This window comes from Glutamicibacter sp. MNS18, assembly GCF_026107515.2.
Taxonomy (GTDB): domain Bacteria; phylum Actinomycetota; class Actinomycetes; order Actinomycetales; family Micrococcaceae; genus Glutamicibacter.
Genome location: NZ_JAPCHW010000009.1, coordinates 1 through 15,219 on the forward strand (window position 1 = coordinate 1; position 15,219 = coordinate 15,219).

The window sequence follows — 15,219 nt, forward strand, 5'->3', positions numbered from 1 at the left end:
TGCGCGGACCCGTTCCATATCGTGCAGTGGGCGATGGAAGCGATGGACGAGGTCCGTAAGGAAGCCTGGAACGAAGCGAGGAAAGAAGCCCGGAAGGAACCGAAACGCGGGCGCGGCAGGCCAGCCAAGGACGCTGCCGGTACCCCGGCTGTTGACAAGGCCAAAGGCCTGAAGAAGACCCGGTACGCGTTATGGAAGAACCCGGAAAACCTGAATGACTACCAGATCACGAAGCTGGCGTGGGTGCAGAAAACTGACCCGCGGTTGTACCGGGCGTACCTGCTGAAGGAAGGGCTGCGGTTGATCTTCCAGATGGGTTTGGACGAAGCGACCGAGGCCTTGGCCCGGTGGGTGTCCTGGGCCAGGCGGTGCCGGATCCCGGCGTTCGTGAAACTCCAGCAACGCATCGTGAAGCACAAGGACCGGATCCTGGCCTCGATCGAGCACGGGCTGACCAACGGGAGGATCGAATCGATGAACACCAAGATCCGGTTGATCACCCGCACCGCGTTCGGGTTCCGGGACCCCATTGATCTCGATGGCCATGCTCAGCCTGGGAGGCCATCGACCGGTGCTGCCGGGGAGACCCTGACCCACGGATACGTCACAAGGGCCCAATATTTTGCCTTTTTACCATGGACTGATGTTTCTTTCACACGTTCACGATGTTGATGGCGGCCTACTGCCAATCATTCACGCCAGTGTGCCATGATTCACAGCGCCATGGCGGATTCATGACGGCTCTGCCACGCCGCCCGGCCGCGTAGCTGGCAATCCACCACCCGGCGCTTGTCGATATGATCAATCCTGAGCTGCACGCGTTTCCTACCGCAATGCAGGGCAGCAGACGAATTCCAGCGACAGAGAGGTCGACAGATGCACACAGCAGTCATGATGCAGACCAGCCAGCGCCGCTCCACCCTCCACCCCGGGCGACAGGCTGCCTGATGGCGGAGCAAACATCACCGGCCAAGGGATCCCGCACGGCAGTCTTCGCGCCATTAAGCTCCGACACCCGCACCGCGCAGGTCGCTCAGCGGCTCACGGATGCCATCTTGCTGGGGGTGCTGGCACCCGGCGAACGCCTGCCCACCGAAACGGATCTGGCCAAAAAATTCGGTGTCGCCGTTGTTACTGCACGCGAGGCATTGGCGGACATGCGCAAGGAAGGGCTGCTGGAAACCCGCCGCGGCCGCGAAGGCGGTTCCTTTGTCCGCGCTGAAGCTCGAGATGCCTCCCAGCAGTTGATGACCTCTAGGCTGCGCGGCATTTCCCGCACCGAACTGCTCGATGCCGCCGTCTACCTCGAAGTCATCACCAGCGGTGCGCTCGACCGGGCCAGCCAGGTCTGCACGGCCGCAGAAGCGAGAATATTGGAAGATTGGCTAGACCGCGCCGATTTCTCAACCCCGGCCAACGCCGCCCGCGACCACGGCGGATTCCTGCTGGAGTTGTGTGTGCTGTCCCAGTCCCCTCGGCTGGTACGCGAGCAAATCGGCTTCCAGGCCCAGTACGGGCAGCTCATGTGGCTGGGCCTGCGCGATGAAACGCTCGCCAGACGGATCTCAGAACTTGACCGCACCATGGTGCATGCCCTGGCATCACGCGATGCGGCACCGGGCCACGCGGCATGCCAGGAATCCTTCACACTGCTGTCAACCTGGCTCATCAGCCGCAAACAAGAACTGGAGGTGGCTTGATGGCCGTCGCAGCCGAGCTCGGAGAGTGGTTCGAGCGGTATTTTGAACGTTTGGATGCACTGCACACCAAGATCGCGCAGCTTCCCACCGAGCAACTGGGCGGCGCCGTCCAGGATCTGGTGCGGCCATGGCTTCTGGATGATGCCAACGGCATCGTCGGCGCTGGATATATCGGCGAGAACACCGGGCAGATGCGGTTCGAATGGTGGCTTGCACCGATGCAGGACAACCCACTGTTCGCTGCCGGCTCCGAAATCAACCGGCTGCAGCTGGAACAGCGCGAGTACGCGGACTATGTTCGCGACTACCGCAGTTTGGAATGGTATTCAGCCCCCCAGGCATCGGGACGCCGGCACATCACTGGACCGTTCGTCGACCACTTGTGCATCTGCGACTACGTGCTGACACTGACCATTCCGGTCACCAGCAGCGCCGAAGGCATTGTCGGCTTGGATCTTCGGGTCAGGGACGTCGAGCCCGCGCTCCAGCGTTTACTACTGGGCTTGGAGGCGCCAGGTGCCCTGGCCTCCGCGCACGGACGGGTGATCACTTCCTCTGATCCGCGGCACGGATTGGGTGCCTTGCTTGCCCCTGATTCCCTTGAGACGTCGGAAGTTGTGACCGGCACGAGCTTGCTGGTGATACGCAGCCAAAATTAAACCTTCTATATAGAATCTTTAAGTGTTATTCTCGGTGTGTCACACTTCACACGCAGCTTTTGCGTACGCTCGCAACGAGGATTCCATGAGTTCGAAACACAATCTCCAAGACGGGAACCATCTAGCCGTCCTCGGCTATGAACAGTCCTTTGACCGCTCCATGTCCCTCTGGGCCAACTTCGCCTTGGGCTTCACCTACCTGTCTCCGTTGGTGGGTGTTTATTCGCTCTTCGCCCTTGCCATGGCCACCGGTGGACCGCCATCGGTCTTCTGGATTCTCATCGTGGCCGCAGGCCAGTTCCTAGTTTCGCTGGTCTTCGGCGAAGTGGTTTCGCAATATCCGATCCACGGCGGAATCTATCCGTGGACGCGCAGGCTCTGGGGAAAGCGCTATGCCTGGATGGCGGCCTGGATTTACATCTGGGCCATGATCGTCACCATCACCTCTGTGGCCCAGTTCGGCTCCGGGTTCGTGGCCAGCACATTCAATGTCGAACTGACCGAGGTCACCACGTTCTGGTTTGCCACGGCCATGCTGCTCATCGCCCTGCTGCTAAACTTCTCCGGAACCAAGATGCTGGCGCGCTTTGCCCGCATCGGCCTGGCCGCCGAGCTGATCGGGGTGATCGCCGTCGGCTTCTACCTGCTCGTCTTCAAACGGGAGCAACCGTTCAGCGTATTCTTCGACTCCATGGGTGTTGAAGGCGACGGGAGCTATGGTGTTGCTTTCATGGGCGCGGCGCTGGCCGGCCTGTTCCTCTTCTACGGCTTCGAGGCCTGTGGCGACGTAGCCGAAGAGGTCAGCAACCCTGCCCGGCGCATTCCGAAGGCCATGATGATGACCATTCTGGTCGGCGGCGTGTCCGCACTGATCTCGTTCACCGGCTACGTGCTGGCGGCCCCGAATCTCCAGGAAATCGTCAATGGCGAAGACGTGGATCCCATCCCGGCCATCCTGGAATCGTCTCTGGGCGCCGTGGGCGCCAAGATCTTCCTGGTAGTTGCGCTGACCGCTTTCCTCTCCTGCGTGCTCTCGCTACAGGCCGCCGCATCCCGGCTGATCTATTCCTTCGCCCGTGACGGCATGCTGCCGGGCCACCGCTGGCTCGCAAAGGTCTCCCCGCGAAACAAGGTGCCGTCCAATGCGTTGCTTGTCGCCTGCTGCATCCCGCTACTGCTGTGCGTGTTCATCTACTTCGGCCCGGAGACCCTGCTGACCCAGATCACCGGGTTCGCCATTCTGGGAATCTACGTCGCTTTCCAGTCCGTGGTGTTGGCCGCCCTGCGCCAGCGTCTGCGCGGTTGGAAGCCGGCAGGTCCGTTCTCACTGGGCACCGCAGGCATCCTGGTCAATGTCCTAGCTCTGGCCTACGGTCTCTTCGCCATGGTGCTGCTCGCGGTCCCGGGATCCAGCGGCGATGTCCTGGCAGACTGGATCGTGTTGATCGGGCTGGCCGTGGTGGCCGGAACCGGCGCCCTCTACCTGTTTACCGCTCGCCCCGACGCCAAATCCGATGCGCCGAGCAATGACGCCATTGAAGTGGCAGAGAAGCTGCGTGCCGCCCAGCACGTCGTCGCGCCGGTCGACTGATCGACTCAAAACGAATGCCGCGGGCGGCGCATCTCTACGGGATGCGCCGCCCGCGGCATGACCGCATATCTGGAGCCTACGGCACCTGGTAAAACGTATCCTTCACGTCCGTGATCAGCATGTGCCCGGCTGCGTGGCCAATGGCCAGGGCCGGACGCGATTCCATGACCGCCGCCTGCGGAGTAACACCGCAGGCCCAGAACACCGGGATGCAGCCTTCCGGAATCTGCACGGCGTCACCGAAGTCGGGTTTGTCCAAATCCATGATGCCCAACTCCTCCGGATTGCCGATATGCACCGGAGCCCCGTGCACCGCAGGGTAGCGGGAAGTGATGCGCACGGCGTCGGCCACCTGCGAGGCCGGAATCGGCCTCATCGAGACCACCATGGGCCCGGACATCGATCCTGCCGAGACGCTGCGTCGGGTTGTCTTGTACATTGGCACATTGAGGTTCTGATCGATGTGGGCCACCGAGATCCCGGCCTCGATGAGTGCCGCTTCGAAGGTGAAGGAGCACCCGACGATGAAGGTCACCAGATCGTCACGCCAGTACTCGTCCAGATCCGTTGGCTCGGCGATCTTTTCGCCGTTCTCGTACACGACGTACTTGGGGACGTCGGTGCGGATGTCTCCTCCGTCCAGTAGCTCGTTGCTGGTTTCGCCGGCATCCAGAACGCCGAGGATCGGACAGGACTTCGGGTTGCGCTGTGCGAAGAGCAACACGTCAAAGGCTAAATCCCGCGGGACAATCATCAAATTGGCTTGGGCGTAACCCGCGCTGATTCCAGCGGTAGGCGAAACCTGCCCGGTCCGGAAGAGCTCGCGTGCTTCCCCTGGGCTCAAAGCGGACTTCTCGCTCGTGCTCAACAAATTGATATCCAACATTATCCTTCTGCTTTCTTCATGACGACTGACGTGGCTCGGGGCAACTATAGGCTGCAAATGCACGGCGATCTCTACGGGCCTACGCTTGCACACCGATCCGCCGTGTGGCGGCACATGGCATTCTTGATTTCAGTGTCGGCTCCTCGCCTCGCAACAATGGCCTTCCCTACTTCGCGGAAGCAGGATTAGCAGTGAAAACGAGACGCTTATTGACAAACTCATCCATGCCCCCAGGACCAAGCTCACGGCCGAAGCCAGAACGCTTAATTCCGCCGAATGGGAGCTGCGCCCCGTAAGCAGCCGCGGTATTGATATGCGTCATCCCGGTGTTGAGCTGCAAAGCAACAGCCTTCGCGCGCTCTTGATCCATGGAGAATACTGCTCCCCCAAGACCGTACACGCTGTCATTAGCTAAGGCGATGGCTTCAGCGTCATTTGACACCCGATAGACAACAGCCACCGGACCGAATAGCTCTTCGTCAAATGCCCGCATGCCAGGAGTGACACCTGTTAGTACTGCCGGTGCAAAGTATGCCCCCTGCGAATCTTCAACAGTTCCGCCAATGTGCAGAGTAGCTCCCTTCGAAACAGCATCGCGAACTTGCTCAGCGAGCCCCTGCGCGGCCTCTTTCGAAACCAACGGATTATAGGTTCCTTTTTCTTCATGAAGCGGGTCGCCAGGACGGAGATTCCTCGCGCGATCCACCAGGGCTGCGACGAACTCATCAAAAATCTCGTCGCTCACAATCATGCGCTTATTCGAGTTGCAAGACTGACCCATGTTCGAGATTCTCGTTTGCCACGCAGCTGCTGCAGAGGCTTCAACATCTGCAGAATCCAGGACAATGTATGGATCCGAACCGCCCAGTTCCAGCACAATTTTCTTCAGGTGTTTAGCGGCAACCGCGCCTACGGCTTGTCCAGCACGTTCTGATCCGGTCAGCGAAACTCCTTGGATCCGCGGATCGCCGATAATAGTTTCAATCTGTTGGTAGTCAGCGAATACCGTCGTGTACACACCTTCGGGAAGACCGGCATCGTCCATGACCTGTTGGATAGCACGAGCGGAGCTCGGGCAAGCCTCAGCTGGTTTGATGAGGATGGTGTTTCCCGCTATCAGGTTCGGCACCGCAAAACGCAAAACCTGATAGTAAGGGAAGTTCCAAGGCATGATCCCCAGAAGGGGGCCAAGCGGAAGTTTTTGAACTTCGGCCTCGCCACCTGAAACGTTCTCAACTGCTGCGGGCACCGCTAACGCGGGACCCACTACACCGTAGTATTCAAAAATTCCGTGGCATAGCGATACTTCCGCCCGGGCTTCGGACAGACCCTTACCCATTTCCTCTGTCGCCAACGCAGCGAGTTCCTGAGCGCGCTCCTCAAACAACTTACCTGCCCGCAACAGCGCCTCGGCACGTGCTTCGATTGTGAGTTCTTTCCACGCTAAGAACCCGTCGTGAGACGAATCGATAACCGCCCGAATTTGCTCGTCGGTTGCATCAGGAAACTCGGAGATCAGCTTTCCGTTGCTCGGATTCTGAACTCGGTACCTCGAAGGGGGCGATAGATTTTCTGTGTTCACCACTGGGTCTCCGTACGGGTCGATATTTTGGTGGTCTAGTCGCGATTCCGGGAAAGGGGCGATTCGAAAAGTTGGTCAGACGGGACTGCTTGCACGTCAAGTAGCACATCTGTTGCCGTCTAAGTAGCGTCTTACCAGTGCTGCACATTCCAGATGCCTATGAACAGGTCTTTCGGAATACACTCCCACGTTCTACAACGGGCTTTACAAGTACCTCTAACTCGGCGTTCCTATTCTCCTCAGAATCGAGCGGAATCGTTTCCTTATCGAGGTAATCCAGGATGCCGGTAACCCTCGCGTCCAGAAAGTAGCTTCCGGCGAGAAGCTCGGCTACTTCGAGGAAACGTGTCGGATAGACCGCTCGTATCTCTTCCACGGTCCATGAATTGGATCCATCCAGAATGCCAGCCATCTCCGTTGCCGCATCGACAAGATCTGGTCTGATATTCAGGATTCTCTGAATACCGCTCAGCAGGTTGGAAGCAGAAGCCTTGGGCATTCCGGCACCACCGGGGATGAGCAAATCACCCAGACGAACCAGAATTTCTTGTTCCTGTTGCGTAAGGTAAGCAGTTTTAGTCATTTCAAGTGTTCTTTCATGTTCCCGGAAGCCCTTGTTCCATAGACGAGTCATTAGGAGTTCCGCCCCGATATGATCATCTCGGCAGTTCGCATCGCCATGGCGACGACCGTCGCGGTCGGATTTACTCCCGCAGATGTAGGCCAAGTACTGCCGTCTACGATGTAGAGGTTCGGCACCGAATGAGCGCGTCCGCTGTGATCGACCACGGAATCTTCGGCCGATGCTCCCATCTTTGCTGTACCCAAAAGGTGCCAACCAGTGTTCCGTATGTGTGGAGCAACCGTGATCTTCTTTGCACCAGCCTCCAGTAGAGATTCCGTGGCGCGATCCACATGATACGCGAGTAATTTCCGGCTATTTTCTGACGTTTCATAAACAATCTTCGGCGCCGGAAGTCCATGAGCATCAACGAGATCAGTACTGAGCTCAACTCTGTTAGTTTCCTCAGGCAGATCCTCGGCGATAATGCCCCATGTCACAGAATGGTTGAGACGTTCACGAAGCGTACTGTTGAAGTTTTCCCCCCATAGGTCCCTGTTTTCTCCCCAAGGGAATGATTTGGTCATCTCCATGGCACCACCGGTCGGCATCAGCCCCCATTTGGCGCCCCGGACAAACCCGCGAGACTCATCAGATTCGTAAAATTCCATCGAATACAACGTGTGGCCATAGGCACCTTGTGTCGTGCCAATTTCCTGGTCAAAAGTTCCGACGACTGCCGAATACGGATGCATCATCAGCCGTTTGCCTACGAGTCCGCTGGCATTTGCTAGACCGTCCGGATGTTGCTCATTCGCCGACATAAGCAAGAGGCGAGGCGTACCAATACCGCTTGCAGCGAGCACGACAATCTTCGCCTTTTGACGCCGCTCAGTACCCTCCGCATCAAAATAAATCACCCCAGACGTCTTGCCAAATGAGTCGGTCTCAATTCTCGCTACCGTGGACCGTGTCAGCAAATATGCGTTTCTGTGGCGAGCAATATCCGGCCAGTGCGTAACGTCTACAGTGCTTTTTGCCTGGTCCCCGTTACCCAGGTAGCTGGCGCCGCGACGGGTACTCGGCTTGAGCCGCCCATATTCGCGCGTTGCAATACCATTAGCTCCCGGCCACCAATGCCAGCCCAGGTTATTGTGTGCCTTGGCGAGGAGGCTACCGGATTTCCCAATCGGGGTTGGAGACATCGGGTAGTCGGTACCAGGTACCGCTGGGTCGCCGTTAAGTCCTGCGATCGCAAAATCTTTTTCCGCTTGCTTGTAATATGGAATCAATTCCTCGTAGGACATAGGCCAATCGTCAGCAACACCATCCAGGCTCCGTACCCTGAAATCTGAGGGCATGTTTCGCTGCCATTGCGCTGCATAGAGCATCGCGCTTCCGCCAACACCATTCCACAACAGCGCGCTGATGTCTGCGTCGTTCTCGTCGATGGGGTAGTCGCCCACCCCCCGGCGTACGTTCGGTAGCGGCGACCATTCATTTCCACCAACAATTTCATACTCTTCGCCGGCGTTTCTGGAAGTCGAATAGTCCGGCCAATCACCCTGATCCAAGCAGACTACGGACATTCCCGCCATAGCGAACGATTTCGTCATTACGGAGCCAGCTGGGCCCGCACCGATAACGACAACGTCTGCGATTTCGGGAAGTTTGTGCTCACCGATTTTTTCTGCCATTTAATTCTTCCTTTCACAATGGGATACCCCACCGGAGCCAATAGCGCTATTCATCTCGCTTCTTTGTCCGAATGGATAGTGGTTGATATACGGGTCGATAATTGGCGACCACGGACTTTACTTATGTCTTTCAGAAACAATTTCTATTCAGCGTTCTGGCAAGCCAAGCAAAGCACCTTATTCGAGCTGGGTGAAGTATCCATCTCAACGGCAACATATGACAAGTTGCATGAGTCACACTCAATTCGGGTGGCCCACACATCCTTGACTCGTTCTCGCACAGAATCCGATTGCGCACGTAGCAGGGAGTTTGCGCCTGCACTCTGGGAAATCGCATAGAGGACCATAGCGAGGATGAAAGAGATCAGCGGCGCCAATGCGGACATCGCGGGCAACTGATCGGGTAGCTGGAGAAGTACAACTCCGATTCCCGATGAAATTACCCAGATGAAAAACCCTGGCCCAAACCTCTTGAGTCGGACCGCCCTGAACTCCGGGGTTTCCTTGGGATTCATCATCCGATGCGTTAGCATCATCGCGATCAGGGTAACGATCAGTACTGCCTGCCACGCGAGAGCGATTGAAATGTAACTGAAAACATCGGTAAGCATGACTAGAAATACCAGGAAGGATAACAGGATTACCCAAAGCCTTCTGGAAATTCCTTTAGTTGTAAAATGGGCCATGAAGCGCTCAAGGTTCACGCTTGCAAAATAGTAATTCGCCGAGTTAATACGCATTTGACTAACGATGATGACTATCAGTCCAAAGATTCCCAATGAGTCCACAATGCCTTGAACTACTCCGCTTTCAGAGATCTCTGTACCTGATTCAGAAAATCCTACTATTGCAATACCGGCTAGTCCGTTGAAAAGAAACGCTATGCCGTAAAAAACCCATCCGAAAGTTACGTTTTGATGGAACCGACGATCTTCCTCTTTGGCGAAACGGGCTGTATCCTGAGTTTCGGGGAAAAGCACGAAGATTCCCATATAGAGGATGAACACCGATAGCCACCCGGGGATCAGCATCTGATCACTGTCGGCTGTATCGAATACTGCCCAGTTACCAGACCAGCCGACATTTACCGCCGCTACAAGTACAGCACCGGTGAGTCCGAAAAAATAGATCGGCAAAGATACCCAGTTGAGCTTACTTAGCCAAGTTTGAATGCCTCCCAGCATGAACGGAAGCATGCCGAGAACCACAATCCCGTACCAGACCCTGATATCCCATATGTCAAAGTACGACTGTAAGGCGACTGCAACAATACTTGCTTCAAAAACTGCATAGTAGAACAGTGAAATTCCAACGAGCAACGGGACAATTGCTGCGCCCTTATTCCCGAATAAACGCCTTGAGATAAGAGTCGAGTTGAGGCCCCACTTAATCGCTTCCGTCACACTAAATCGCCCCAGCAGCGAATATGCCACTACTACAAGCGCCAGCCCAATTACTGCCTGCTGTACACCTGCCATCGAGGCTGCCAACGCACCGTAAAAAACGAATGCCATCGCACTAGTAATGGACGACCAACTTCCGAGGATCTGGCTTTTACTTTGTCGCACGCTTTTAGGCACAACGTGACTGGTGTAGTCCTCTCTGGTTTGACGCTCAATGACACGCTGATCGTCAGTCAGCGAAGTGCGTAATGCGACCAGATGCGGCTGAGATTCCTGCACCCGAACTCCTAACGTTGAGGTCCCTGGGCAGCCAGCGACGGTCGTTCAACTCTTGCCTTCACCATCGTGAGAATAATGCATGAAGTGATGTGGACAACGATACTATTGTTCAACAATCGAAAGCAATGGGTTGTTGAACAATCTTCAAATCGGGTCGAATGTGACATTTGGCAGACCTCGTGCTTTGGACGTGCTCGCAGAGCGATTAGCCTAAATCTTCATTGGCCCGGATTTTTCATGGTGGTGGAGTACCCCGCCCAGCGCAGGAGCAGATCTTGCACCGGCGGAGTTGAATATTCTCGGGGCAATAGGTGGCGCCATGCGTTGGTGTGGGCGCCGGTCTCCACGCACCGGGGGTATTGCTTGTTCTTGTTTTGATGATGGACACTGCAAGTTGTGTCAGGCAGCGAGCTGCCCTTCACGCCACCGCTGGTGCATCGGGACGAGGTTCTATTTGATCAGTAACACCAGGTCGGTTTCCGGTGCCGTGTGGTTGATCAGCAGTCGGGTCTGCCGGCTGCTGGTCACCAGTTTCCCGGCCAAGGACCAACCCCGATGCCGCCACCGTGTCAGATCCCAGCTACCGGCGTGGTGCCCGGCTGGCAGCACGGCCATCTGCAGCCAGGCGACCAGGTTCATGGTGGACATCGCAAGATTCGCCCACGCCTGATTCGAGGCGAACGAAGTGAACGGCAGCTTACCCAGTCCAGCGGCCTTAAGCGTTTCGATCCGGTTCTCACACCGGCCCCGGGCCCGGTGGCGTACATTCAGGAACTGCGCGTTGTAGCGTGGAGAGTTCGTCAGGAACGCGGTGATCCGATTCCCGTCCGTATCGAACAACGAGGCTTTCGCCCCGGGGTGCAGGATTTCGGCTCGCAGGTAGATCCTGGTTCCCGGCGGGTAGTTCTTCCGCCCGATCACCTTGGATGCGTCGATGCCCCGCGTCCTGGCGCAGTTCACCGTGGGCGGTCAGTGCCGGTTCCCACAATTTCTTCTCATTGATCCACCGGATGAACCGTTCGTTGATGACCGGTAGGGCGTAGGAAGTGGAGAACTGCAGGCCCAGTCAACCCAGGTGTTGCAGGAACTGTCGTGACGCGCCGGCACTGTCGGTGCGTACTAGGATCTTCTCACCGATCAGCATCCCGTGGTGGTCGTAGCGCTGATCGGGTAGCTGGGCCAACGCTTCGTGAAGGATGCTGATGTGATCATCAGCGCTATTGGGTGCCTTGTTGCCCGGGCGCAAACGCACGGCCAGCACCTCGCCGGTGCCGCAGCCCTTGCCGTAATCAATCATCGCGATGATCGGTGCGAACCCCTACCCGCGCCAGTAGGTGCCGGCAGCTTTCTCCTTCTCAGAGTGCACATGGACTACGAACGCATCAATATCGATCACCAGCGGGTTCTTCCTACTGGCCCTCACGGCCGGGCTACGGCTGCCAGCGGCGGCCCAACACCGGGAGCGGACTTCGCGTGGCATCGTGGCGAACGCGTAGTCGAAGGCCCCGGGATTCTCGGCGATGCGTGCAAAGAACCGGCTGAGCGGTGTCTCGGAGACGCTTGAGCCGAACATCTCATCGTTGGTGCGTAGCTGGTCCAGGCCACTGATTCACTGACCGCAGACGGGGGGCATCAGACACAAGTGAGCGATCGTTGTCCCTTCCCTGTGTGTTGCCGTGTCCGGCGCGAGCCTGGAGAACCTGTCATCGCTCAGGTGTTTGAATTCCACGCTGTTCAGTAGCCCGGTCAGGGTCGTGAGTCCGGCATGGCTGATCAGGTTCTGGTTGATCCTCACGGTTGGGATGGCAGGGAAAAGGCGGGTAAGGTTGGTCACTGAAAAGGTGACCCTTTCGAACCAGGTAGATATAGTTTCAACACCTCTATTTTCCCAGTTCAGGTCACCTTTTCCTCGTTATAGATGGTTGATTACCTTACCTCATCATGAAAATTCTGGGGCTGGTCGCCGAGCAGGTACCACTAACGGTGCACCCCTGTCCTATGCACTGCTTCGCACCGTGAACGTCCTGGCGGACAATCCACTGCGTCAGATGATGGCCGAGGGCCTGAAAGTGTCCATCCGTTCGGATGGCCGGGCCGACTTCGGCGGCTACCTCAATGCGAATCTCAACGCCGCCGTCGAGCAGTGCAACCTCACCGATGCCGCACAGGCCATGCTGGCTTGGAATTCCTTTGAAGCAACCTTCCTCAATGCTCAGGCCAAGGCCGGACTGATCGCCGTAGTCGACAGTGGCTGCGCTACCGCACCTCCACCGCCGACTAACCGGTCCCTCTTGTGGAAGCAGCTTCCCGGCGGTTCGGTAGGCTGCTGCACACCGGCTTACCGCATCATTCGGACGTCACCTGGATCGACGCGAAGCGTTGGAAGGACACCGAACGCTACATCGATTTCTCCGTCTCGGGCTCGTCGCGCAACCGCGGTTGCGGATCCGGCACCAGCTCCTCACCCGGCATGGCGGGCAGGTGCTTGTTTTGCTGTTCGGCTGTGATGACCGGCAGACTGTCGGTATACCACTCGGTCAGTGCTGGGTCGTCACTCTCGAAATCCGCACCGGCTCCCTGGGCCTCCGGGACCGCGTCGACGCCGAAGGCGAAGTCGTCACCATGCTCGTCAATTCCGCGGCGCACGCCGCTGCGGATGGCTTCCGCGGCATAGCGCCGGCGGATCATGAGCGGGTCGCTGCGCAGCTCCATACCCCAGGAAACCATCACTCCGATCAGGATGAAGACAAACGGCAAGGCGCAGGTGACCATGATGGATTGCAGCCCGGACAGTGCGTTGCGTCCACCGGCCAGCAGCAGGAACATTGCGATCAAGCCCAAGGCCACTGCCCAGATAATGGTCACTGGTTTGGACGGGATCGGGCGGCCCGACTGGGACATTGACCCCATCACGTTGGCGGCGGAGTCCGCGGCGGTGACGAAGAAGATCAGGATGGCAACCAGGCACACGATCCACATGACGGAGCTGAACGGCAGGTTGGCCATGAGATCGAACATGACGTTTTCCCCGGCCCCCTTCACGCTCATGTCCATGCCGTTCAGATTCATCCAGATCGCGTTGCCGCCGAAGATGATGAACCAGAGCGTGGAGATCCCGGCCGGAATGAACACCACCACGGTGACGAATTCACGCAGAGTACGCCCCTTGGAGATCTTGGCGATGAACATGCCGACAAAAGGCGACCAGGAGATCCACCAGGCCCAGTACAGGGTGGTGTAGGCGGTGAGGTATTCGGTGTGCACCGGCCCCTGGCTCGCGAAGACCGCGAGCATATCCGGCAGGTTGCCGGCAAAGCTGATCACTGTGGACGGCACCAGGTCCAGGATGAAGAACGTGGGTCCGGCAACCAGCACAAACACGGCCAGGGTAATCACCAGGGTCATGTTCACGTTAGAGAGCAACCGGATGCCCTTCTTGATTCCGGCCACCGCGGAAATCGTGAAGACTGCGGTCAGTACGCTGATGACAACCACCACGTAGCCGTTACCCAGTTCAGCCCCGGTCACGATCGAGGTCCCGGTGCGGATCTGCAGCGCCCCGATCCCCAGCGAGGTGGCGGTACCGAACAGGGTCACCAGTACGGCGAAGATGTCGATGATCTTGCCCAGCACCCGGTTGTTCCCGTCGGGGAAGACCGGTTCGAACAGCGAGGAGATCAATGGCAGTCTCCCGCGCCGGTAGGAGGCGTAGGCCAGGGCACCGCCCACCAGTGCGTAGATGCACCAGGCGAAGGATGCCTGGTGCAGCACCGAGTCGGTCAGCGCCGGCAAGATCGCGTCGCCGGTCCCGGCTTCGGCGTCGGTCCACGGCGGTGGGGTGGTGAAGTGGCTCAGGGGTTCCAGTGGCCCGTAGAAGATCAGGCCGATACCCAAACCTGCGGCGAACAACATCGAGATCCATGAACTGGTGGAGAACTCCGGTGTGCTGTCATCGGCGCCCAACCTGATGCGGCCTGTCGGCCCGAATCCGATGACCAGCATGAAGATGGCAATGGCGATCACCGTGAGGTTGAACAGCCAACCGAAGTGTGTCACGACCCAACCCTGCATCGTGACACCCACGGTGTTCAGGTGCTGCGGGGCTACGATCGCCCAGGCCAGGACCCCGAGGGAGACCAGTAGCGCGATGATGAACACGCTGCGCCGGGTGCGGAAATTCGCGCCCGTATCCTCGACGCTGATTCCCGGGATGAGTCCGGGGTGTATTCCGAAGTCCGGCGTGGGGCGCGCTTTGTTCAGCGCGTCTTTGACCCGCTGGACGTTACCTGTTCGTTGAGGGCCTTGTTTCGGACTGTCGCCGGCAAATGGCTTGTCGGACGCGGCCGAAACCTGGTGTGGACGTGATTGATCAAAATCCATAACCATTAAGCCTAGTAAGTTTTACCCCATCTCCCCCGACCTGGACGCCCCGGGCAGACAACCCGAAGATCCGGTGATTCCCGTACCAACCACCGCATTTTCGGGTTGCCCGTTCCCGGTTCGGGCTTGTCGCTAAAGTGTGCACGGTTACCTATCCGTGAAGTTCACTCGCTCACCGGAAAAGAGAGTTACCTAACGTTGTGCAGCGCGCCGGGCCACCACGGAACCTGAATCACTTCCGGAAAGCTCCGCGATCTCCGTTCGCGGCCGCTGACGGCCCAACGCTCCGGTCGGCATACCAGCTATGGCTTGGCATCCGGCGTTGCCTAGCGGGGCCCCCCAGGTGATCCCACCGCATTACCCGAAGGCATCTGCGCCATGGCCTACCCAGCGGAATACGGTGGATTTCGGCCCTTCTTTACCCAGCCCGCCACCGGGTTAATGCGCTAGGATCACCGTTTCCGGGAAGTCCACGGGGCC

General features: G+C 57.9%; 10 protein-coding genes and 2 pseudogenes. 5 read left to right on the forward strand and 7 right to left on the reverse strand.

All coding sequences use genetic code 11. The features are described from left to right. The 4 genes and pseudogenes from OK351_RS12955 to OK351_RS12970 all read left to right on the forward strand — a co-directional run. Window positions 1-592: pseudogene (locus OK351_RS12955) on the forward strand (transposase); the annotation flags it as partial. A gap of 355 nt (window positions 593-947) precedes the next feature. Beyond that, window positions 948-1,700 (forward strand): FadR/GntR family transcriptional regulator, encoded by a 753-nt coding sequence (locus tag OK351_RS12960; protein ID WP_265159603.1) that lies wholly within the window; start codon window positions 948-950, stop codon window positions 1,698-1,700. Continuing rightward, on the forward strand, window positions 1,700-2,359 hold the full coding sequence (locus OK351_RS12965; RefSeq protein ID WP_265159605.1) for a PDC sensor domain-containing protein: 660 nt from the start codon (window positions 1,700-1,702) through the stop codon (window positions 2,357-2,359). Before OK351_RS12960 ends, OK351_RS12965 begins: the two co-directional genes overlap by 1 nt. An 85-nt stretch (window positions 2,360-2,444) precedes the next feature. Next, window positions 2,445-3,950: an APC family permease gene (locus tag OK351_RS12970; protein ID WP_265159607.1), complete on the forward strand. Its 1,506-nt coding sequence runs from the start codon at window positions 2,445-2,447 to the stop codon at window positions 3,948-3,950. A gap of 76 nt (window positions 3,951-4,026) precedes the next feature. Here OK351_RS12970 and OK351_RS12975 read toward each other — a convergent pair whose 3' ends face one another. The 6 genes and pseudogenes from OK351_RS12975 to OK351_RS13000 form a co-directional block, all read right to left on the reverse strand. Next, entirely contained in the window at window positions 4,027-4,836 is an 810-nt protein-coding gene (locus OK351_RS12975) for a putative hydro-lyase (RefSeq protein ID WP_265159609.1), read from the reverse strand. A 166-nt stretch (window positions 4,837-5,002) separates the two neighbouring features. After that, the gene (locus OK351_RS12980; protein ID WP_265159611.1) at window positions 5,003-6,421 is read right to left on the reverse strand and encodes an NAD-dependent succinate-semialdehyde dehydrogenase; all 1,419 of its coding nucleotides are present in this window, start codon (window positions 6,419-6,421) and stop codon (window positions 5,003-5,005) included. Window positions 6,422-6,575: 154 nt separating this feature from the next. Further along, window positions 6,576-7,052: a hypothetical protein gene (locus tag OK351_RS12985; RefSeq protein ID WP_265159613.1), complete on the reverse strand. Its 477-nt coding sequence runs from the start codon at window positions 7,050-7,052 to the stop codon at window positions 6,576-6,578. Beyond that, window positions 7,052-8,677: a GMC family oxidoreductase gene (locus tag OK351_RS12990; RefSeq protein ID WP_265159616.1), complete on the reverse strand. Its 1,626-nt coding sequence runs from the start codon at window positions 8,675-8,677 to the stop codon at window positions 7,052-7,054. Before OK351_RS12990 ends, OK351_RS12985 begins: the two co-directional genes overlap by 1 nt. A 143-nt stretch (window positions 8,678-8,820) precedes the next feature. Further along, window positions 8,821-10,359, reverse strand: coding sequence for a purine-cytosine permease family protein (locus OK351_RS12995; RefSeq protein ID WP_265159619.1), 1,539 nt, complete (start codon window positions 10,357-10,359; stop codon window positions 8,821-8,823). Window positions 10,360-10,809: 450 nt separating this feature from the next. Then, window positions 10,810-12,193 (reverse strand): annotated as a pseudogene (locus tag OK351_RS13000) (IS1380 family transposase). Here OK351_RS13000 and OK351_RS17960 point away from each other — a divergent pair. After that, a complete protein-coding gene (locus OK351_RS17960; protein WP_371931446.1) occupies window positions 12,162-12,866 on the forward strand; it encodes a hypothetical protein in 705 nt (234 codons plus the stop codon). The pseudogene OK351_RS13000 and the gene OK351_RS17960 sit on opposite strands and share 32 nt — an antisense overlap. Here OK351_RS17960 and OK351_RS13005 read toward each other — a convergent pair. Further along, a complete protein-coding gene (locus tag OK351_RS13005; protein ID WP_265159621.1) occupies window positions 12,757-14,739 on the reverse strand; it encodes a BCCT family transporter in 1,983 nt (660 codons plus the stop codon). The genes OK351_RS17960 and OK351_RS13005 overlap by 110 nt on opposite strands. Window positions 14,740-15,219: the final 480 nt, after the last annotated feature.